General features: G+C 62.9%; 22 protein-coding genes. 15 read left to right on the top strand and 7 right to left on the bottom strand.

From position 1 onward, the window contains the following. A partial coding sequence (locus ACODTJ_RS28305; protein WP_488851459.1) for a hypothetical protein occupies window positions 1–1,009 on the top strand: 1,009 nt, incomplete at its 5' end. Between the two features lie 102 nt (window positions 1,010–1,111). Next, a complete protein-coding gene (locus ACODTJ_RS28300) occupies window positions 1,112–1,480 on the top strand; it encodes a hypothetical protein (RefSeq protein WP_488851457.1) in 369 nt (122 codons plus the stop codon). Window positions 1,481–1,889: 409 nt separating this feature from the next. Here the strand turns inward: ACODTJ_RS28300 and trpS are convergent, their stop codons facing one another. The 3 genes from trpS to ACODTJ_RS28285 form a co-directional block, all read right to left on the bottom strand. Further along, entirely contained in the window at window positions 1,890–2,915 is a 1,026-nt protein-coding gene (gene trpS, locus ACODTJ_RS28295; protein ID WP_488851455.1) for a tryptophan--tRNA ligase, read from the bottom strand. Window positions 2,916–3,130: 215 nt separating this feature from the next. Then, the gene (locus ACODTJ_RS28290; protein ID WP_488851453.1) at window positions 3,131–3,817 is read right to left on the bottom strand and encodes a sigma-70 family RNA polymerase sigma factor; all 687 of its coding nucleotides are present in this window, start codon (window positions 3,815–3,817) and stop codon (window positions 3,131–3,133) included. After that, window positions 3,814–4,671 carry a chromosome partitioning protein ParB gene (locus ACODTJ_RS28285; protein ID WP_488851451.1) on the bottom strand — a complete coding sequence of 286 codons (858 nt, stop codon included), beginning with the start codon at window positions 4,669–4,671 and terminating at the stop codon, window positions 3,814–3,816. Before ACODTJ_RS28285 ends, ACODTJ_RS28290 begins: the two co-directional genes overlap by 4 nt. A 209-nt stretch (window positions 4,672–4,880) precedes the next feature. Here ACODTJ_RS28285 and ACODTJ_RS28280 point away from each other — a divergent pair, with 209 nt between their 5' ends. From ACODTJ_RS28280 to dinB, 7 genes are all read left to right on the top strand, one after another. Further along, the gene (locus ACODTJ_RS28280) at window positions 4,881–5,897 is read left to right on the top strand and encodes a beta/alpha barrel domain-containing protein (protein ID WP_488851449.1); all 1,017 of its coding nucleotides are present in this window, start codon (window positions 4,881–4,883) and stop codon (window positions 5,895–5,897) included. Between the two features lie 2 nt (window positions 5,898–5,899). Beyond that, window positions 5,900–6,646 (top strand): hypothetical protein, encoded by a 747-nt coding sequence (locus tag ACODTJ_RS28275; protein ID WP_488851447.1) that lies wholly within the window; start codon window positions 5,900–5,902, stop codon window positions 6,644–6,646. Window position 6,647: 1 nt separating this feature from the next. Then, on the top strand, window positions 6,648–6,821 hold the full coding sequence (locus tag ACODTJ_RS28270; protein ID WP_488851445.1) for a hypothetical protein: 174 nt from the start codon (window positions 6,648–6,650) through the stop codon (window positions 6,819–6,821). A 22-nt stretch (window positions 6,822–6,843) separates the two neighbouring features. After that, on the top strand, window positions 6,844–7,074 hold the full coding sequence (locus tag ACODTJ_RS28265; protein WP_488851443.1) for a hypothetical protein: 231 nt from the start codon (window positions 6,844–6,846) through the stop codon (window positions 7,072–7,074). A gap of 86 nt (window positions 7,075–7,160) precedes the next feature. Continuing rightward, window positions 7,161–8,000 carry a hypothetical protein gene (locus tag ACODTJ_RS28260; RefSeq protein WP_488851441.1) on the top strand — a complete coding sequence of 280 codons (840 nt, stop codon included), beginning with the start codon at window positions 7,161–7,163 and terminating at the stop codon, window positions 7,998–8,000. Window positions 8,001–8,012: 12 nt separating this feature from the next. Continuing rightward, on the top strand, window positions 8,013–8,522 hold the full coding sequence (locus ACODTJ_RS28255; RefSeq protein ID WP_488851439.1) for a hypothetical protein: 510 nt from the start codon (window positions 8,013–8,015) through the stop codon (window positions 8,520–8,522). Between the two features lie 18 nt (window positions 8,523–8,540). Then, window positions 8,541–9,605: a DNA polymerase IV gene (gene dinB / locus ACODTJ_RS28250; RefSeq protein ID WP_488851437.1), complete on the top strand. Its 1,065-nt coding sequence runs from the start codon at window positions 8,541–8,543 to the stop codon at window positions 9,603–9,605. A gap of 60 nt (window positions 9,606–9,665) precedes the next feature. Here the strand turns inward: dinB and ACODTJ_RS28245 are convergent, their stop codons facing one another. Beyond that, window positions 9,666–10,082: a DUF1489 family protein gene (locus ACODTJ_RS28245; RefSeq protein WP_488851436.1), complete on the bottom strand. Its 417-nt coding sequence runs from the start codon at window positions 10,080–10,082 to the stop codon at window positions 9,666–9,668. Window positions 10,083–10,092: 10 nt separating this feature from the next. After that, window positions 10,093–10,764 carry a hypothetical protein gene (locus ACODTJ_RS28240; protein WP_488851434.1) on the bottom strand — a complete coding sequence of 224 codons (672 nt, stop codon included), beginning with the start codon at window positions 10,762–10,764 and terminating at the stop codon, window positions 10,093–10,095. Between the two features lie 200 nt (window positions 10,765–10,964). Between ACODTJ_RS28240 and ACODTJ_RS28235 the strand changes: the two genes are divergently transcribed. Together ACODTJ_RS28235 and ACODTJ_RS28230 are read left to right on the top strand one after the other, a co-directional pair. Further along, on the top strand, window positions 10,965–11,678 hold the full coding sequence (locus tag ACODTJ_RS28235) for a PilZ domain-containing protein (protein WP_488851432.1): 714 nt from the start codon (window positions 10,965–10,967) through the stop codon (window positions 11,676–11,678). 140 nt (window positions 11,679–11,818) lie between these two features. After that, window positions 11,819–12,418, top strand: coding sequence for a hypothetical protein (locus ACODTJ_RS28230; RefSeq protein ID WP_488851430.1), 600 nt, complete (start codon window positions 11,819–11,821; stop codon window positions 12,416–12,418). Here ACODTJ_RS28230 and ACODTJ_RS28225 read toward each other — a convergent pair. Then, window positions 12,415–12,846 (bottom strand): STY0301 family protein, encoded by a 432-nt coding sequence (locus ACODTJ_RS28225; protein ID WP_488851428.1) that lies wholly within the window; start codon window positions 12,844–12,846, stop codon window positions 12,415–12,417. The genes ACODTJ_RS28230 and ACODTJ_RS28225 overlap by 4 nt on opposite strands. An 86-nt stretch (window positions 12,847–12,932) precedes the next feature. Here ACODTJ_RS28225 and ACODTJ_RS28220 point away from each other — a divergent pair, with 86 nt between their 5' ends. The 3 genes from ACODTJ_RS28220 to ACODTJ_RS28210 all read left to right on the top strand — a co-directional run bounded on the left by ACODTJ_RS28220 (window position 12,933) and on the right by ACODTJ_RS28210 (window position 15,956). Further along, complete coding sequence (locus ACODTJ_RS28220; RefSeq protein WP_488851426.1) at window positions 12,933–14,795, top strand: PcfJ domain-containing protein; 1,863 nt, start codon at window positions 12,933–12,935, stop codon at window positions 14,793–14,795. A 15-nt stretch (window positions 14,796–14,810) separates the two neighbouring features. Further along, window positions 14,811–15,629, top strand: coding sequence for a metallophosphoesterase (locus ACODTJ_RS28215; RefSeq protein WP_488851424.1), 819 nt, complete (start codon window positions 14,811–14,813; stop codon window positions 15,627–15,629). Between the two features lie 105 nt (window positions 15,630–15,734). After that, window positions 15,735–15,956, top strand: coding sequence for a hypothetical protein (locus ACODTJ_RS28210; RefSeq protein WP_488851422.1), 222 nt, complete (start codon window positions 15,735–15,737; stop codon window positions 15,954–15,956). Between the two features lie 25 nt (window positions 15,957–15,981). Here ACODTJ_RS28210 and ku (ACODTJ_RS28205) read toward each other — a convergent pair whose 3' ends face one another. Next, a complete protein-coding gene (ku, locus tag ACODTJ_RS28205; RefSeq protein ID WP_488851421.1) occupies window positions 15,982–16,827 on the bottom strand; it encodes a non-homologous end joining protein Ku in 846 nt (281 codons plus the stop codon). Window positions 16,828–16,928: 101 nt separating this feature from the next. Here ku (ACODTJ_RS28205) and ku (ACODTJ_RS28200) point away from each other — a divergent pair, with 101 nt between their 5' ends. Beyond that, window positions 16,929–17,723 (top strand): non-homologous end joining protein Ku, encoded by a 795-nt coding sequence (gene ku, locus ACODTJ_RS28200; RefSeq protein ID WP_488851420.1) that lies wholly within the window; start codon window positions 16,929–16,931, stop codon window positions 17,721–17,723. The last annotated feature ends 114 nt before the right edge of the window (window positions 17,724–17,837 follow it).

The raw sequence follows: 17,837 nt of genomic DNA, 5'->3' as shown, positions 1-17,837 counted from the left end.
AAGGGGGTCAATTCCTGATGTCGGCAAAGGGGTCAATTCCTCGTGTCGCTTGACAGCGAACAAGGATCTTCTTCCCGACCGTATACGTACGCCGCACGTTCGGGGAAGCCTCCGCCATAAATACATCACGTCGACGAATTACTGGCTATCCACCAATCCGTTCGCCGGGACCTTGATCAAGCGTCCGTCCCTGCTGATCCTGCGAGTCCCAGTTTGCTCGACATGTCTCAACTTGGAGGCGATGGCGCGTGATGCTCTCGAAAAATCGGATCAATCGATGAAAAGCTCAGCTCTCTGCGTCATCCCGGTGATCCATCACGTCGAAACCGGTCTCAGCCTTGAGCAAGCGGGACTGGCGTTCGAACTCGGCGCCGATGGCGTCTTTCTGATCTCGCACCACGATGACGACGCGAGTTTGATCCCCCTGGCCAAGCAAATCCGCCACGATCGGCCGACGGCCTGGCTCGGGATCAATTTCCTCTCGATGGGCCTCCCGGCTGCCTTCAGGCTCGTGATCGACAGTGACGTTCGGATCGATGGCCTTTGGTCCGACCGTCCTGGGGTGAGCTCCCAGGGTTATGAAACCGAAGCGCTTCACCTGGCTACCTACCGAGCGTTGCTCGATGACGCCGGCCGGCCGGCTCCCACCATTTTTGCATCGGTTGCCTTCAAATATCAGCCGCTCGAACACGATCCTGGACTTGCGGCTGCGAAGGCGCTGGAACTCGGCTTCGTCCCCACGACCAGCGGCTCCGGCACCGGATCTGCCCCCTCGCTTTCCAAGATCGAGGACATTCGGCGAGCGATCGGCCCTGAAGCGCCGTTGGCCTGTGCCAGCGGGATGACTCTCGAAAATATCGCTACCTTTGCCCCGCTGCTCTCCCATGCGCTCGTGGCGACCGGCGTCTCCCGTGACGAGCATCACTTCGATGCGCAGCGCCTCGAAGCGTTCATTCACATGGCGCGAGCCGCGAGCGGGCGACAGGCCTCTCTCACCGAAGCCGTGTGACGGACGCTGACGTCCGGTGGGGATGCAAAGCATTCCGGCTTTCACGCCGGCCGAGTAGGCTTCGGCCGTAAGCGCGATCGCTCGGAGTGCGGAGGGAAGGGCTTGAAACCATCCGAGATCATCGACTGGGCGCTCACCCATGGCTTCCGCGCGACCGGCACCAACGCGTTCTCGTGCCGGTACGAGGAGCTGGATTATCAAATCCTGATCCAGCGTGACGCCTATGTCCTGAACCGCAAGCTGCCTGGTGGCGCCATCCAGACCCGCTCCAAGGCGGGCTTCGACGGCCTCCACATCGACGAATTCGGCATGCTCCAAGGCGGCGGCCTGGCCGAATCCTTCGTTCGCAAGCACTGGCGGGACAGCCTGCCGATGCCGGCTTGGATCACCCCCGAGTACCGGGATCACGCAATCAACGTGCTGATCCCGGACTGGGAGACCCGAATCTCTCGCTTCTCGCCGGCACCCTGAAGCCCCGCTAGAGCAGGACGGGCATCACCAAAGCGGACATCGAGCGACATCAAGGAGCCCGTCACGACGCTGATCTGTTCTCTGACCGGGCTCGGCTTTCGGCCTACCTGAGAAGGCTGACTGGTTCAGCGCCCGCGGCATACGAGGTGAAGGCGCTGCATCCGTTGTTGTACCCGGAGGCGAGCCCTGAGGATGAACCGAGCGGAGCGCCGAGAGCTGCTCTTTTCCACGAGACACAAGGCGGCACAGAACGAGTTTATAAGAGCCGCCAGTTCAACAAACGGCTGGTCGAAGAGGGCGTCCGCATCATCCTCGATCAGGGTCGACCGATGATCACGAGCGTGGGGCAGCCTGTCAGGCTCGATCGCAGGGCCCGCGCTCCCGCTTCTCGCCGGCACCGGAAGCCCCGCTAGAGCAAGGAGGGCATCCCCAGCGCTGACCTCACCGACGCCAGCGTTTGCGCTGCGACCGAGCGGGCGCGGACCGTCCCTGCGGCCAGGATCGCCATGGCCTCGGCCCGCTCGACGCCGCGCCTGCGCTCCCTCATCGGCGACAGTAGCCCTTCCAGGACATCGACCAGCCGACGCTTGATCGCGCTGTCACCGAGGCCGCCGGCGCGGTAGTGCTCCTTGAGCTCGGCGACTGCCGCGACGTCTGGGTCGAAGGCGTCGAGATAGCTGAAGACGACGTTGCCTTCGACGCGCCCCGGATCGCTGACCCTCAAATGACAGGGGTCCGTGAACATCATCCGAACCTTCTCTCGAACGACGTCGGGCTCGTCCGCAATTTGGATGGCATTCCCCAGGGACTTACTGGCTTTTCCGAGTCCGTCTGTGCCGGGCAGGCGAGGGACCGCAGAGAGCACCGCTTCAGGGCGAGGGAGGATCTCGCTCCGTGCGAACCTGTTCACGCGGATCGCGATTTCCTGCGCGAGCTCAATCATCGGGAGCTGGTCATCTCCCACCGGCACCTTCGTTGCGCGAAACGCCGTGATGTCGGCCGACTGTGATATGGGATAGCAGAGAAAGCCCGCGGGGATATCGCGTTGAAACCGGCGCTGGCGGATCTCTTCCTTGACCGTCGGATTGCGCTCCAGCCGCGAGATGGTGACCAGGTTGAGGTAGAGCACCGTCAGCTCGCTCAACTCCGGGACGGCCGATTGCAGGAAGATCGTCGACTTGGCCGGATCGAGACCGGCAGCGATGTAATCTGCGACGACCTCGGGCACCGCGTCGGCGACCTTTGTCGGGTTTCCTGCATTGTCGGTCATCGCCTGCAGATCCGCGACAAGCACGAACTGGTCGCAGGTCTCCTGGAGGCGGACGCGCTCTGCCAGCGATCCTGCCAGGTGCCCGAGATGCAAACCGCCTGTGGGGCGATCCCCCGTCAGTGCCACCGGGCGCGGCACGATCGCTTTTCCGATTTCCGTCGACATCATTCGCTCCTGTTTGTGGAGAGCGCGCCCGACGGGAGAGGCAATAAACAAAGGGGCCAAACTCCTGCCGGAGCGGCCCCTTGGACAATCTCGTTTGCAAACGAATTTCCTCAGCCCGCCCAGATCAGACGAGCGGCCACCACTGGCAGGAAGGAGTCGTGAACGAGTTCATGAAGTTCTTGTGCGCCGAGCAGGCCTGCCGGTCAAGGGTGCTCTCAGCAAACTCGACGACGCTTCAGGCCGCGTTCCAGCACGAACGACAGGACGAGATCGGCGCCAAGCGACGTGGCGCCGGCGATCTCCGAGATAGCCTTCCCACCTTCAAATAGGCGGGTGATCTGCCTGGCTTGCTCGCTGGTGATAGCGTCGCCCGGGTCTTCAAGCTCGGCCACGTCGTCCTGATCTTCGCCGGCGAGGAAGTCTCTCGCACGCTTGATCCGGCTCTTCACCGTCCCCATCGGGATATCGAACCTCGTCGCGAGGTCCTCGTATGATTCCCCATCGATGACCGAGATCATGATCTGCCTGACCTGAGGTGGCAGAAGCCGTAGGCGAGCCATCATCTCTCGCAGCTCGACGGAGTGGAGCTGCGCCGCGGGAAAGGGGAGCACGCTCGCCAGCTGACCATCGATATCCTGAACCTCGCGCTTGGACTTGCGATAGCCCGAGCGAACCGTGTTGATCATGATGGTCTGCAGCCAGGCCTGCAGGCGGGTGCCGGGCGTGAAGCTGTGATGGTTCTTGAGCGCCTTCAGAATGACAGTCTGCACGAGGTCCTCGGCGGCGTCCCGACCACGGACATAGCCCAACGCCGAGCGAAGCAGCGCCGTCCGCGCCGCTACGACCTCGCGATCGAAGAGAGGATCGCGTGCGCTGGTGTCGCCGGCAAAGGCGGGGCTCATGCCGCCTCCGCCATGAGAGCGCGATCAAGGACCTGGTAGAGCGAACGGGTGACGACCGCCTGCGTCGAAAGCTTCGAGCGCCGGCCTTCGATCAGAGCGTTGTCCAGAAGCGCCCCGAAATCGTAACCGCGCAGCACCTTCAGCACCCGGTCCGGCTTGCTGGCGAACCCCGGCTCGCTGTCGAAGACCGAGCACAGCCCTTTCACCAGGGAAGTCCGGACGAGGCCGACATTCTCGCCAGTCTTCGTGATGCACTGAAGCGCCAGCACGAGGACGGAGCGGTCGACCTCGCGGCGGAGCTTTTCGAGAGTGCCGACCGCTAAGGTTTCGCCGGCGACCATCTTTTCGCCGGGCACCGGATAACGGCAGATGGTGACGCCTCCCTCGGCGCAGAGCTCGACCAAGGCCAGGGCGTCGCTTTCTCCCGCTGCGACGCGAGCCGCGTGAATCTGCAGCGGTGTCAACTTGGTCACCAGGCCATTGATAGCTGCGAAGGCTCCAGCTTGCGCTCGCTCGTCGGCAACAATCACCATGCACGGCACTTTCTTGATGCCGCGGAGAGCAGCTCCGGTGACACGGTGCTGGCCATCGATAATCGCCCAGAGATCGGCCTCCTCGCCAGCGGCGTGACTGACAAGAACGGTGCCGAAGCGCTGCCAGCTGAAATTATTGGCGATGCGAACGACGTTCTTGGCGCCCTGCCGGGAGATGTCGCGCTGATAGCGGGGATCGACCACGAGCTTGCTGATATCGATCCACATCAGCTTCGGTTCGACCCCAAACTCCGGCACCAGGTCGGCCTGGATCAACGGAGCGAACGGGGTGATATCGATCGGGCGGTAGGCGACGGTCATGCTTCAGTCCTCCGGCAGGCGATCTCGAATCTGTCCACGATCGACGATTTGCAGCTCTGTCGAATCAAAGCGCTGTGGATGAAAGGCACCATCGGGCACATGCGGCGCGGCCCGTCGGTGCAAGGAATGCGTGGATGGACCTTCCATCAATCCTTGGATGAAGGAGCGGTTAGAGAGATGATCTGCGCAACACCCGCTTCAGGATTCCCATGCTCAGCTCCCTCATCGACCGTCTTCCGGCCGCCTCGGCCCGCAAGCTCAACATGCTCATGCTGCGCCGGGGCGGGCCCGTCACGCCACGGACCGGGCACATCAACCACATCCTGCCGAGGCTGATCCCCAACCGCATCGGCCTCGCCGCCGGGTTCGATCCATCCGCGCAGGCGCCGGCAGCGTGGCAGCGCCTCGGTTTCGGATTTGCCGAGCTCGGCTCGGTTACCGTCAACCCGAAGAATGCGGGGAAGGTCGGCCAGGAATGGCGCGTCGGCGAGCGCGGGCTCATCCATTCCGGCGAGTTCGGCAATCCTGGCCTGACGGTCTTCTCCGAGAACCTGAAGGCTTTCCGCGACAGCGATGGCGGAAGCGACTTTTGCGTCGGCGCGAACATCCTCTCGCCAGACGGACGTGGTAACGAGATACGCATGCTGGGCCAGGCGCTGGTCGACCTCGTCGATTACTTCGCCATCAATGCCTCTTGCCCGAACACCACGATGATTCAGACCGCGCTGTCGGGGCCCATCCGCGAGATCAAAGCGCTCGCGGGCCCGGCCGGTGGAAAGCCGATCCTGGTGAAGATCGAGCCGACCGTGCGACTGGACGTGCTCGAAGCTATGGTCGAAGGCTTCCTCCTGGCCGGCGCCACAGGCTTCGTTGCCGGCAGCAGCCTCTCCTCCCACAGTCGCGACCTGCTCCCGGGCGTCACCCTGCCTTGGCCGGAGCGCCGTGGGCCACACCCGGTCAAGTTCGGCGCCTTCTCGGGGCCCGAGCTCCGCGACGTTAATCTCGCGATGGTCGCGACGCTCCGCCGGCTGGCGCCAGACGCGATCATCATCGCAAGCGGCGGTATCCATGAGAAATCGGACCTGGAGGACTATCTCGGCGCCGGTGCCGATCTCTTCCAGATCCACACCGCGCTCGCCCGCAGCGGTCCGCAAGCGGTCGCGCGGCTCATCCAAGCGGACGGCGAGATCGGATCTCGCGAAACCGCTCTTCAGGCGGCGGAATAGCCATGCCCAATCGGGTCCTCGTCGGATCGCATTGGCATGTCATCAATGCCGAGTACCTCGCCGGCGCCCGTGCTGCCCGGCTGTCGCTGCCTCGCAGCCGCGGCGCGAGCGAGGCCTTCAGCTACGGCTATGAGAACGAGAATTCCGGGCAGCACTGCCGCTTCGGCATCGACCTTCTCACCGCCCCTGACCTCGGGACGTCCTTCGACATCGATCACGCAGGCAACAGCGTGCCCTATATCGATCGCCTTCTCGCAGCCACTGGCGCAGCCGCCGTCGCTGATCAGATCTTCCCCAAGATGAGCGACGGACACCCTCTCTTCTCGACGCCGGCCGACATGAAACGGCGGTTTCTGGAGCACGGGATCCTGCTCTCGACACATGCGTGCTCGCACCTCGCAAGGCAGGTGATCTTCGACTTCAACGCGGCGGGGTGCGCCCTCGAACCCGAGGAAGAGATCATCGCTGAAGGTCTCACCGAGGCACGACGAGACCTGCTGCTGGCTGTCGGCGACGTCGCGAACGATTACGATGGCTCGCCCCAGTCTCGCTTCGTATCTTATCGGGCTCGCCGCGGCCGCAGCTGGGCAGCAGCGACGGCGCAAAGAATGGCGCGTGACGGCCAGGGCTTCCTGGTGGGCATCACTGGCAACGGCTACATCAAGCTCACCCGCAAGGGCTGGACCGTCTACCGGCGCCTCAAGGAGGCGCGCCAGCAGCTCGCGCCTGCTCCAGCGATGGGTGGCTAGCATGGAAGCCATCGCTGGCCTCCTGGTCGCCTCTATCGCCGTCGCTGCGTGCCTGGCCCTTGAACGCTTCGGCAGCTCCCTTGTCATCACCAAGGGCACGCGCATCCGCCCCCGACTGTATGCCCTCGCACTCGGACTCGTGGTCGGGCTCCTGTTCGCAATCGTCGTTGGCTGAACCAACTTTTCGGAGATCCACCATGAACACACAGGCTTCCGACGCCCCGCGCCTCGCCGCCGGCAGCGCAGACGATATCCGCGCGCTCGGTTGGGCCGTCGCGGTCCACAACGACTATCGACTTGGCGGCGTCGCGCACACGTTCTGGCTCTTTACCAAGGGCGAGACTGCCATCAAGGGCGAAGGAAAGACTGACGCCGAGGCTCTCAATCAGGTCCGCGCTGCGATCGCGGCCCGAACAGTCGCGGTGTGACCCCTGCTCCTGCCGCCACCTGACACGCTCGCGGCCTGCATGGCCCTGGAGTAATCTGAAGCGCGGAATCGAGCGCCGGGCGGATCATGGGCATAAACATCACGCCAGAGATGGAAGAGCATTTGCGAGGCGCCTCCGACGCGGCCTCAGCGGTCTCCGGCTTGCTCTTCCACGGGACCTGCGAGACCTTCGATCTCATCGATGGCGGCGGCTACGATGGTATGGTCTGGACGACCAATTCGCCGGCGATCGCGCAGACCTACATCCCTCTGAGCGGCATCGAAGCCATGGTTTCTGCGCCGGACCGCTTCGGTTTGGATCAAGGCATCCGACCCGACAAGAGTGGGTTTTGGCCGGCCTTCGCTATGCAGGAATGCGGCCTGGAGTTCGGCGATATCGAATGGTCCCCGCACGGACAAGCGATGTCATGGGCTTTCAAAAAGCACGTCACCTATCGCGAGGCGGTGGCAGCCTTGGAGTCCCTCGGTTACGATCTCTCGGCCGGCCCTATCTGGGTGAGCCAGCAGATCGTCGATGGCCGCACGCTGACGATGCCGGCTGACTGGCGCATGCCGGGCCGGCTTCTTTTTTGCAGGATGGATCCGACCTGGCGGTGGCTCGACATCAGCCGCGGTGACAGCGACCTGACGGATCTGCAGTACCACGCTCACGAGATCTTCGCGCGCGCTGCCGCAGAGGGCTATGACGGGGTGATCATCGACGATTTCGCCCAGCACCGCGTCCACGGCAATGTAGGGCACCGCTCCTGGGGGCTGCTTCCGAGAGCGGCGCAGGCCGTCACCTGGTCGGAGATTCCGGCCTCATCCACCAGGGATTCCAAATCGATCCTGTACGCGACGCCGGAATTCGACGCCCTTTATGACGACCTGAGATCAACCCCTACTCTCGCGCGACAGCCGTTCTGAAATGAGGTCGATATGGACTTCGAGAAACTGACCGCACATGCCCTTGGCCTCACCCGCCACCTCTTCAAGGATCAGGGCTTCATCCATGCCTTCGCGTTGTTGGACCGCGGCGCAAATCTCGGCATGTACCAGATCGCGGAAGATGCCAGCTCCACGGACGCAGCCGCACGCTTAAAAAAGGTCATCAAGGGGAACAAAATTCCCGGATACGCGGCGATCTATGAGGTCGTCTTGTCGGGCAGCGTTGAGGAGGAAAAGATGCTTGAAAAGGGCGCCCGCGCCCTCGATCACGTCGCGCCCACACAGCCCGTTTCGCTGTCGGATATCGCTGGTATCTCGGCCCAGGACCTCCCGACCAGAGCCGTCTTCATCGCACTGGCGACCCGCGGCGGAAAGCGAAAGACACTCTTCCTTCCCGTCGCCAGCGATCGGGAGCTTGGCCCGGAGGAAGACGTCACGAATGAGCTTCAAAGTCCTTTCTCCAAAATCTACTCTTCCTCTCGGCTCAGATCTCGTTTATAGACAAGATATCAAAGACTTATGCGCCGCATTGTGCACATAGATCAGGATGCGTTTTACGCTTCCGTCGAAGCGCGAGACCACCCAGAGCTTCGCGGGAAGCCTCTAGTGGTAGGCAGTGACGGGCGGCGCGGCGTCATCGCGGCAGCGAGCTATGAAGCCCGGGCGTTCGGCATCCGGTCCGCGATGCCCGGCTTCAAGGCGAAGGCGCTTTGTCCCGACGTGATCTTCATGCCGCCGCGCTTCGAGGTCTATCGGGCGGTATCGGCGCAGATCCGCGCGATCTTCGCGGAATACACCGACCTGATCGAACCGCTGAGCCTCGATGAGGCCTATCTCGATGTGACCGAGAACAAGCGCGGCATCGAGTTCGCTTCGGTTGTCGCCCGAGAGATACGCGAGCGAATTTTCAACGAAACCCATTTGACTGCGTCGGCGGGTATCGCGGCCGGGAAATGGCTCGCGAAAATGGCGAGCTCCCAACGCAAGCCGAATGGTCAATTCGTCATTCGGCCCGAGGAGGCTCTGGATTTCATCTCGCAGCTGAAGATCGAGAGGTTCCATGGCGTCGGGCCGGCGACAGCGGCTGCAATGAAGAACCTCGGCATCCACACGGGAAGCGACCTTCGGGAGAAGCCTTTAGAGCTCCTCATCCGGCATTTCGGGAAATCAGGCCCGTACTTCTATGCTCTGGCGAGGGGTATCGACGATCGTCCGGTGGTGCCCGACCGGGTCCGAAAGTCCGTCGGTGCCGAGAACACCATGCTCGAAGACACGAGCGACCGGGACGAGCTCACCGTCGAGCTGGCACCGCTGATCGACAAGGTCTGGTCTCACTGCGCGCGAAATGGAACGCGTGGCAAGACGGTCGTGCTCAAGGTCACCTATTCCGATTTCGAGCAGATCACGCGCAGCCGGTCGAACTCCCGGTACATTGAGGATCGCGCCGGCGTCGAGCTCTTGGCTCACGAGCTCCTGAACGGCCTGTTCCCACTCCCGAAGCCCATTCGCCTAGTCGGGGTGACGCTGACTGGGCTGAACACCGAAGAAGCCGGCGATACCGCGCAGCTCGTCCTGGCCCTCTAGCGGCGCGAGTTGCGTTAAAACGCAAACTTCTGAATTTGCGTTTTAACGCAAATTTTCGCCTCAGATCAGGCCCATCCCCGCCAGCTCACGACGCATGTCCTCGGGCATTTCCTCGGATTGCTCCATAAGGGCCCCGATGTCGGGCGGCGCGTCCGCCCTCGGCAGATATCGCCATCCCTGAAAGGGCCGCCGCGGCGCCGGCCGCACATCGACTACGTCATGGCCGAGGATGATCAGGCACTGGCCGGAGCGTTCATCCTTGCGCAGCTCGACAATCGCCTGCCGGCACGTCACACGACCCTTTATGATCCAGTAGAGAGAGCCGCCCTGGAGGAGTTCCTCGGCCCGGCCGGGGTAGTTTCGCGTGGCATGACAAATGAGGACGTCGGACCGCCCAGCGGCCGCACAGGCTCGTTTGACGGCCGCTCGGACGTCTTCCGCGCTCGAAACGCCCGAGCAAACCTTGATGAGGTTCACGACAAACTCCTCATGGCGCCGGCGGCGAGCCAGGGGCTGGCTCGTCAACGTCCTCGGGATCCGAGGCAACCAAGTCCTTGAAGCGCTCCTCGAGGATGGTCACGAGCACGAGGCCATCCTCGGTCGGGAGGGCAGGGGTGATCTGCAGGAGCGGGTGCCCGGCGATCTTAGCGATCGTATCCACCTTGGCTCCGATTGCCTCTGCGATCAGCGATGGCTCGAAGTTCGAGAGGAGCGTCTTCACGAGAGCAACACCGGTGAGGGTGACCTTCGCCCGCGCCAGATCAGCGAGATCGGCCTCCAGTCCCTTCGCGACGCGATTGGGGTCCGACTTCGACCCGCCGCTGCGAACCCGTTCAGGTCCGCGCTGCTCTGCCACGGTGACAGGGCGCTGACGCTCAGGCTTGGGCCTGGGGTCCTGCGCCAGATAAATCGGCGGCTCAAGGCGCCCAGTTCGCAACCCCTCCAGCTCAGAACGGAGGCGGACTGCATCCGAACCGGCGGCTCCTTTCAATTGCTGCTCGATCTCGAAGACCCGGCGGATTCGCGCGAGTCTCTGCGCTTCCGCGAATCTAAGCTGCTTGACGGGGGCCGCCAGGGCGTTGGCCTCCTTCGCGCGGGCAGTCCCCGCCGTAACCTTCAGGCCAATGCGTTGCTGGTTTCTGGATGCGCCTTTGTGCATTCCACCGTCGTTCCCGTCTGAATCGCATCGCCTCAGCTTACCAACGCCGAGAGATGCGTCGAGACTGAAATATGGAGCAGGTCGGTGAGGAAATCCGCTACGAAGTCGGATCGTCCTCGCAATTCTGGTGGACGAGGGCACGATCAATCAAATTGCGCACTTGCCGGAAAGGACCTCAGTAAGGATTGCAGATGTAATCCATGGATCTCAATTATTTTCATTCCTTGCGAAAGGGATTGAAGGTGACCCTGCTGACACGAATTTTCAAAGCACCGCTCAAAATCATCCCGGGCCCGCAGTTCGAGCCTCTGCCGCCAACGCTCGATAGCCGTCGTCACAAGCGCTATCCGATCGTCATGACTGGCTCCGTCCGGCGCGAGCCCTGGGACGTCGTGCCTGTTCGAACGGTGAACCTCTCCGCGAGTGGCGCGGCCCTCGCGAGCCATGTGACTCCGCAAGTCGGCGAGACGCTTTCTGTTGAGCTTGCCTTCATGGGCGTTCTGCCGGCGCGCGTCGTCCGCCTGCTTCCTCACGTTTTCGCCGTCGAGTTCCAGGTCAGCGCCTACCGGCTGAAGCAGCTTGAGAAGACGGTGAAATGGCTCGCCGGACAGAACCTCGCCACGCTCCAGGATGGCCGTCGCTACGAACGCCTCATCCCGACGATCAGGGAGGCCGACCTGACGGTGGATTGGGGGCAATACCGGGTTCGGGTGATTGACATTTCTCGATCCGGGGTAGGCATCGCGACCGACGTGGCGCTGCCCAACGGAACCCCGGTCGAGGTGGGCAACAACCACCGGGGCGTTGTCGTTCGCCAGTTCAAGGGCGGCGTCGGCATCGATCTCGTTGACCTTCTCGCGCTCGACCTCTTCAACGAGGAGATCGACCTGCGCAAGGTGGCGGCCGCGGCGTGACGATACGGGTCGCGACCACCTGTTCCAGCGGCAAGGCCTTGTCTCCGATCTGGCCTCTGCAGGCGGCATCTCTTCGGCCTGGTTCAATCGAGTCGGTTTCGGCCGCCTGGCTCGCCAACCTCCCTTGCGCGGTAGAGCGTATGCCGGCAAGCGACCTCTATCAGGGCCGCGGGTTCGGCCACGCCCGCAGCGTAGCGCGACCGTTCGTGGTCTCGGCCGGCCTTGGCCTCGTGAGGCCCGAAGAGCTCATCCCCAGCTACAGCCTGACCGTCTCAGCGGGAACAGACGACATCTTCGCCCGTATCAATGGCAGGCGAGATCCAGCGGCTTGGTGGCGAGCCATCCGCTCGAACCCCTTCTCATGCCCGATGGACGCGCTCTTCGAGGGCAACGGCATCGTGCTCATGGCGTTGTCGGGCCCGTACCTTGCGATGGTCGCCGAGGAGCTGGAGAGGCGACCTCAGAGCGATCTCGATCGCCTGCGTATCTTCCTGCCGGGCTCTCCGCGGAATGCTCCAAGCGGCCTTGCGCGGCTGATCATGCCGTATGACGACCGGATGAATGCACCGGCGAGCGCGTTGCGCGGCCCACTGACTGACTTCGCACCGCGCGCGCTGCGTGACTTCGCTGGCACGGCGCTGGGCGCTTTGCCCGATGGAGATGCTGCCGAGCACGCCGCGTTCGTCACGGCCCGCATGGCGGAGCTTGAGGACGTGCCTGCGCAGGGGCCTCAGCCCTAGTCGGACGGCAGGCAATCCAGCTTCTCGATCCTCGGAAGGCCCGACAGGTGCACCTTGGGATCGAAAGTGATCGAGCAGCTTCTTGTGCCGGCCGGCAGCTCCTGGCTGAGCGAGATCGATGTCCCGGCATAGCCGCATTCGATCCAGATCGCGCGCTTCGAGGATCTGCCGAACCGCCACGTCGAAACCTCTTTCCCGCCGAGCCACCGCGTCTCGTCGGGCGCCAAGCTTGCCTGCTCGGCCGGCGAACCATCGTAGAAGGTGATCCGGGCGTGCCGATGCGTCGACGTGCCCTGCTGGCCCTGCCAGCCCTGCTGAGCTGAGAACAGCTCCTGCTTAGCGCTTATCTCAGCGGGGCATTGAGGGGCCGCTGCCGCGGCGCCTGCGGCGCACAGGGATATTCCTGCGGCAATCAGAACGCTTCTCATGGCTCGCCTCAGTGCGACGTCGATTCCACACTGCACAATAGGCCGTGATGCTTTGCCGCGCGACCTGAGGCGACCAAAGAACGTGGATGGCCATATTCAAGGACTGGATCGCAGGTCTTTCACGACCATACAATTGCTCTCCTTCGAGGAGTGCCCGCACGTTGCCTGTTTCCGCCGTCTGGTTTGATTTCGAAGACACCCGCCACGGCGTTATCACCCTCGACGGCGTCACGCTGCTTGGAGAATCCGAGCTGGATGGAATCGTGCTCGCGCATGCGTGGCATCTCCTTGGTCGGCCCATGCTTTCGTATGTCTTCGTCGGAGGCAGCCGCGATCTCTCCAACCTCTACGAGGCTCATGGCGAGATGGAGGTCGGCTATGACGAGAAGATCCTCCTCATCGATATTGAGCGCGAGATCACGACAACGACCTATCGGCGGCCCGCTTTCCGTCGCTGTGGCCTCGTCCGCGGCGGCATGATTTCGGTGCCGCCCGGGTTCGACGCGGATCGCTACGGCTCGGAGGCGGAGGCGCAGGAGAAGTGCAACGAGCTACTTCGTAAGCTCGACCGCGCCGGTCTCGATCGATACCGGAGGCGCTTCGATCCCGAAAGCCTGGCGATCATGGGGCGGCTCGGGGAGCCCGACAAGCGCATCTATTCCTGGCTGGCGGAGCAATCCGTGGCAGGGGCCCGGCGCCGCGAGTTCGCGCGGACGTTTCCCATGCTGATGCCCGCCGTCTGGGCCTTCACCGGCGCCGAAGAATGCAGGAAGGCGATCGACGATGGCGTTTCGCTATTACCGTCCCTGAACGCGCTTATCCAAGGAGGTGACCCTCAGCCCGGGCAGTACAGGGTGACTTCTGGTCACCTCAGAGCACTTCGTCGCTCCGATTGGGGCATCGAACGTGATGCGTCGAGCTTCCAGCAGATGCTTCCTCACATTCCTCCGAACAAGATCCCGATCGATCGCGAAAGCGTCCGCGCCTGTGAGAAGCTGAGCCTTCTCTGGGGGGCAGCGAGCACCGCGATCGCTGGCCGATCGTACCAGACGCTGCTGAACGGGCTCGATCAGGATTGGGCGGGTTCTCTCGACCTCATGAGGTCGGAGTTCGGCCGACGTCTCGATCGAGTCGATGCCGCCTGGCTCTTCGATCCGGCCGATCATTTTTTCAATCATGTCCTCGTTCCTGCAATCGCTTTCGCGCATCCGGAGCCACCGACGTGGCTGGGTTCGGCTCTCGACATCCTGTCGGCCAAGCTGGTCTATCGTGACCTGAACATCGCTGGGATGATCCGGCAGAGCGATAGATGGCATAGGGCGATCCTGATGGCGGTCGACGAGCCTGCGACCTGGCTCAGCTGGGATCGTCTATTCACAAGCTATGTCTGCGAAAAGACGGGACTGGCGATCACCTGCTTGGGCTCGTCGAGCGAGCTGATCGACGAAGGCAGCCCCGGTAAGGACGCCGAAGGGTTTCACGGCCTCTCCCACTGCGTCGGCAGCTACAACATGAAGTGCGCAAGCTACGAATGCGCCATCCTCTCGATCCGGGAGCAGGATAATGGTGCGAAGGGCAGGCGGGTCTCTACCGTCGAGCTCGGGGTCAATGCCGACGGAAACCTGACGGTCGTCCAGCACGCGGCTTTCGACAACCTTGCGCCGAGCGAGGCTGCCGAGACGGCGCTTGCCGGCTATTTGGAGGCCATTAGCGCCGGCGAGATCATGGGCGAGGTGTCTCGTCTGAGATTGACCGGCCCGACGGTTCACGGCGCCGGGGAGGCCGCCCAGGCTGCAGCTCGCATCCCAACCGTGGACAGGCAGCGCCGGGAGGAAGCCTGGGCCTTGTGGCGCCCGCTGCTGGCTCGCGATTTTCGCTCCATGTCCCTCGACGATTTCGCGACGTGGCTCGCCAACCGCCCCAGCCTTCGAATTCAGGCTGCAGCCTGATCAATCGGTAGACCCATGATCCAGACCGCTGACCTACGCCTTCCATTTGCCTGCGCCGACGAGCACGAGCTGTTCCTCATCGGCGACGTGCACGGCTGCGCCGAACAGCTCGAAGAGCTCCTCGATCGCGCTGCCTCAACACCGAAGGTCGCGGATCGACGGAGGGTTTTCATCAGCGTCGGCGACGTTATCGATCGCGGACCTGCGTCGCTTCGTGCGCTGGATCTCGTGATCAGTGCAAAAGAGAGGATCGCGGCCGATGAGGAAGCTCACTTGATGGGAAACCATGAGCAGCTCCTGAAAATCGCCCTGATCGGCGGGGACGGTCCGGCTTCGGCAAACGCCCTGCGGGTATGGGCTCGCAATGGCGGTCGCACGGTCATGAACGAGCTTCTGGCGCTGCACCCCGAGGATCACGATTTGACGCTCGCTCGTGGCCTTGGCCCAGCTCGGCTGGCTCACCTCAACCGGCTCGTCTCTCACTTCCGCTCCGGGAAGGTCCTCGCTGTTCACGGAGGAATATCGCCTTACGCCCCGCTCGACGGCTTCCTCGCCGCGCCGTGGGCAATCGATCCGGCCGGCTTCAAGGAAGAGCATCACTGGGCCTGGATCCGAGAGCCCTTCCTCGATTTCGTTCCGTCCGAAGGTAAGGGACACCACGGCTATTTCGTCGTGCATGGTCACTCGCAGCCGTATACCGACCCTTCCTCAATCTGGGAGCAGGTTCGGCGGTACCGGCTCAATCTCGACGGCGGATCCTACAAGTCCGGGGTCGTGCGCATGGCCCGTATCGTGGGACATGATTGCGAGCTGATGCTGACCGATCCGACTTAGAGGGCTTTCCAAGGACGCCGGCGCCCTCGTGGCGCCCTCGCTTGAGACCAATCTTCTTCCTTGCGCGCCGGCCGGCTAGCGTCTCCAAATCGAATGGAGACACCTATGGGCAAGTTCCGCTTCACGATCACCGCACCAACAACCGTGTCTGCCGTTGTCGAGGTAGAAGCGGATTCCATCGAAGAGGCGCACGCGATGGCTCTCGCGCCGAGCTTCTACAATGACCCGGAGAAGGCAACGTTTTATCCCGACGACGAGAACAAGCTCAGAGACGTTTACCTGCCGGACGAGAACGACTACGAACAGATCGACGCCCCGCAGCCCTGACGGGGCTTGTGGTGATGCTTCGGCGCTAGCCGGCCTTGCGCGTGGGGGAAACCTTCCGCGGCTCCCTCTTGGCGGCCTTGTCCTGCTTCGCGAGCGCGCCGGCGCTCGCTCTCAGGGCGTCGAGCAAGTTGACGACGTTCGTCGGCTGCGCGGGCTTGGGCATGTGGATCTCCCGGCCCTCGATCTTTGCCCGGACGAGCTCGGCCACCTTCTCCTCGTAGCGATCCGTGAACCCTTCGATGTCAAAGGTGCCACGCTTCGAGCCGATAATGTGTTTGGCGAGATCCAGCATCTCGCCTTTGATCTCGATCTCAGGGAGATCGTTGAAGGCCGCGGCCGACGACCTCACCTGGTAATCAAAATTCATGGTGTGCGCGACGATGCCTGGGCCACTGGTGCGGAGGAGCACCGCGCGGTAGCGACGGAACAGCACGGCGTGCGCGATCGCAGCGACACCCCGGTTTCGCATTGCCTCACGCAGTACGGCGTAGGATGCCTCGGCGCCAGGTCCGGACGGGGTCACGTAGTAGGGCTTGTCGAGGAACGCTGGATCGACCTCCTTGCAGTCGACAAACTGGCCGATCGCGAGCTTCTTGTCGGCCTCTGGAATGGCCGCAGCAAGATCCTCTTCCTCGATGAGGACGAACTGGTCCTTGTCGAGCTCGTAGCCCTTGACCTGGTCTTCCTTCGCGACGGGTTGGTCAGTGGTCGGATCGATCAGTTCCCGGCGAAGGCGATTGCCTGTGGCCCTGTTAACCATGTTGAAACTGGTGCGTTCGCTGGTGCTGGCAGCGGTGTACAGCGCCACCGGCACTGACAATGCTCCCAGGATCAAGCTGCCGCGCCACTGGGCTCTCGGGGCTGCCGCCATCGTACGCAACTCCATAAACGCAACCGGGACTCAAACGCCCGGGAACCGTTGGCGTTCCCGGAAATTGAGTCGGCGTAAGTGGTGTGTGCGTGGTGAGTGTCATGGCGGCGTATTGGAGAGGCTATCTGAAGCTCTCGTTGGTGACGTGCCCGGTGGCGCTAAGCCCTGCCACCTCTGACACCGAGAAGGTCCGCTTTCACACCCTGGCGCGCTCAACCGGGCAGCGCGTGGTCAGCCGCTATATCGATTCCGTCAGTCTCCAGCCCGTCAACGACGAGGAAGACGTCGTCAAAGGCTATGAGGTCGAGGAGGGGCGGTTCGTCATCTTCGAGGACGAAGAGCTCGCGGCCGTCGGTTTGGAGAGCGCCCGTTCCATCGATATCGATATGTTCGCCCCCAAGGATTCGATCGGCTGGAGCTATCTGGACTCCGGCTATTTCCTGACTCCTGACGATCCCGTCGGCGAAGAAGCCTATGCCGTCATCCGGGAGGGCATGGTGGCGACAGAGACCGTCGGGATCTCCCGCGTGGTGCTGAACCGCAGGGAGCGCGCAGTGATGCTCGTCCCGCACGGCAAAGGCATCATGGCTTGGACGCTGCGCTTCGGTAACGAGGTCCGTCGACCTGGAATCTATTTCGGTGAGCTCGGCGACGCGAAGCCGGATCCGAATCTGATGAAACTCGCCGACCAGCTCGTCGCGCAGAAGACGGAGCCCTGGAGCGAGAAGCTCATGGAGGATCCTGTCCAGACCCATCTGCTGAAGATCATCGATAAAAAGCGCGGCAGCCTCAGGAAGTCGGCGCCGGGCTCGAAACCAGCGACAGTCATCAATCTGTTCGACGCGCTTCGGGAATCGTTGAAGGAAGATGGCGCTCGGTCTGCCAGGAAGCAGTAGCAATTGTCCGACGTGGTGAGTTGCGATCGGCGACGCGAGCAGCGCTACAGGCGATCTGTCTGCGGATTCCGACGTGAAGCCGGCCGGCATTCCGATCAATATCCGGCCACCGTT

The organism is Allobosea sp. FG18 (genome assembly GCF_057809495.1).
Note: the sequence above shows the minus strand (reverse complement) of the source record. Positions and strands in the feature narration are given on the sequence as shown.

Bases quoted from the DNA above. Each gene is read 5' to 3' on its own strand.
- ACODTJ_RS28275 (WP_488851447.1), top strand. From the start codon at position 5,900: ATGCCCAATCGGGTCCTCGTCGGATCGCATTGGCATGTCATCAATGCC.
- ACODTJ_RS28260 (WP_488851441.1), top strand. From the start codon at position 7,161: ATGGGCATAAACATCACGCCAGAGATGGAAGAGCATTTGCGAGGCGCC.
- ACODTJ_RS28225 (WP_488851428.1), bottom strand. From the start codon at position 12,846: ATGAGAAGCGTTCTGATTGCCGCAGGAATATCCCTGTGCGCCGCAGGC.
- ACODTJ_RS28265 (WP_488851443.1), top strand. From the start codon at position 6,844: ATGAACACACAGGCTTCCGACGCCCCGCGCCTCGCCGCCGGCAGCGCA.
- ACODTJ_RS28235 (WP_488851432.1), top strand. From the start codon at position 10,965: ATGGATCTCAATTATTTTCATTCCTTGCGAAAGGGATTGAAGGTGACC.
- dinB (WP_488851437.1), top strand. From the start codon at position 8,541: ATGCGCCGCATTGTGCACATAGATCAGGATGCGTTTTACGCTTCCGTC.
- ACODTJ_RS28255 (WP_488851439.1), top strand. From the start codon at position 8,013: ATGGACTTCGAGAAACTGACCGCACATGCCCTTGGCCTCACCCGCCAC.
- ku (WP_488851420.1), top strand. From the start codon at position 16,929: ATGGCGGCGTATTGGAGAGGCTATCTGAAGCTCTCGTTGGTGACGTGC.
- ACODTJ_RS28230 (WP_488851430.1), top strand. From the start codon at position 11,819: ATGCCGGCAAGCGACCTCTATCAGGGCCGCGGGTTCGGCCACGCCCGC.
- ACODTJ_RS28220 (WP_488851426.1), top strand. From the start codon at position 12,933: ATGGCCATATTCAAGGACTGGATCGCAGGTCTTTCACGACCATACAAT.
- ACODTJ_RS28210 (WP_488851422.1), top strand. From the start codon at position 15,735: ATGGGCAAGTTCCGCTTCACGATCACCGCACCAACAACCGTGTCTGCC.
- ku (WP_488851421.1), bottom strand. From the start codon at position 16,827: ATGGCGGCAGCCCCGAGAGCCCAGTGGCGCGGCAGCTTGATCCTGGGA.
- ACODTJ_RS28280 (WP_488851449.1), top strand. From the start codon at position 4,881: ATGCTCAGCTCCCTCATCGACCGTCTTCCGGCCGCCTCGGCCCGCAAG.
- ACODTJ_RS28240 (WP_488851434.1), bottom strand. From the start codon at position 10,764: ATGCACAAAGGCGCATCCAGAAACCAGCAACGCATTGGCCTGAAGGTT.
- ACODTJ_RS28215 (WP_488851424.1), top strand. From the start codon at position 14,811: ATGATCCAGACCGCTGACCTACGCCTTCCATTTGCCTGCGCCGACGAG.
- ACODTJ_RS28270 (WP_488851445.1), top strand. From the start codon at position 6,648: ATGGAAGCCATCGCTGGCCTCCTGGTCGCCTCTATCGCCGTCGCTGCG.
- trpS (WP_488851455.1), bottom strand. From the start codon at position 2,915: ATGTCGACGGAAATCGGAAAAGCGATCGTGCCGCGCCCGGTGGCACTG.
- ACODTJ_RS28290 (WP_488851453.1), bottom strand. From the start codon at position 3,817: ATGAGCCCCGCCTTTGCCGGCGACACCAGCGCACGCGATCCTCTCTTC.
- ACODTJ_RS28285 (WP_488851451.1), bottom strand. From the start codon at position 4,671: ATGACCGTCGCCTACCGCCCGATCGATATCACCCCGTTCGCTCCGTTG.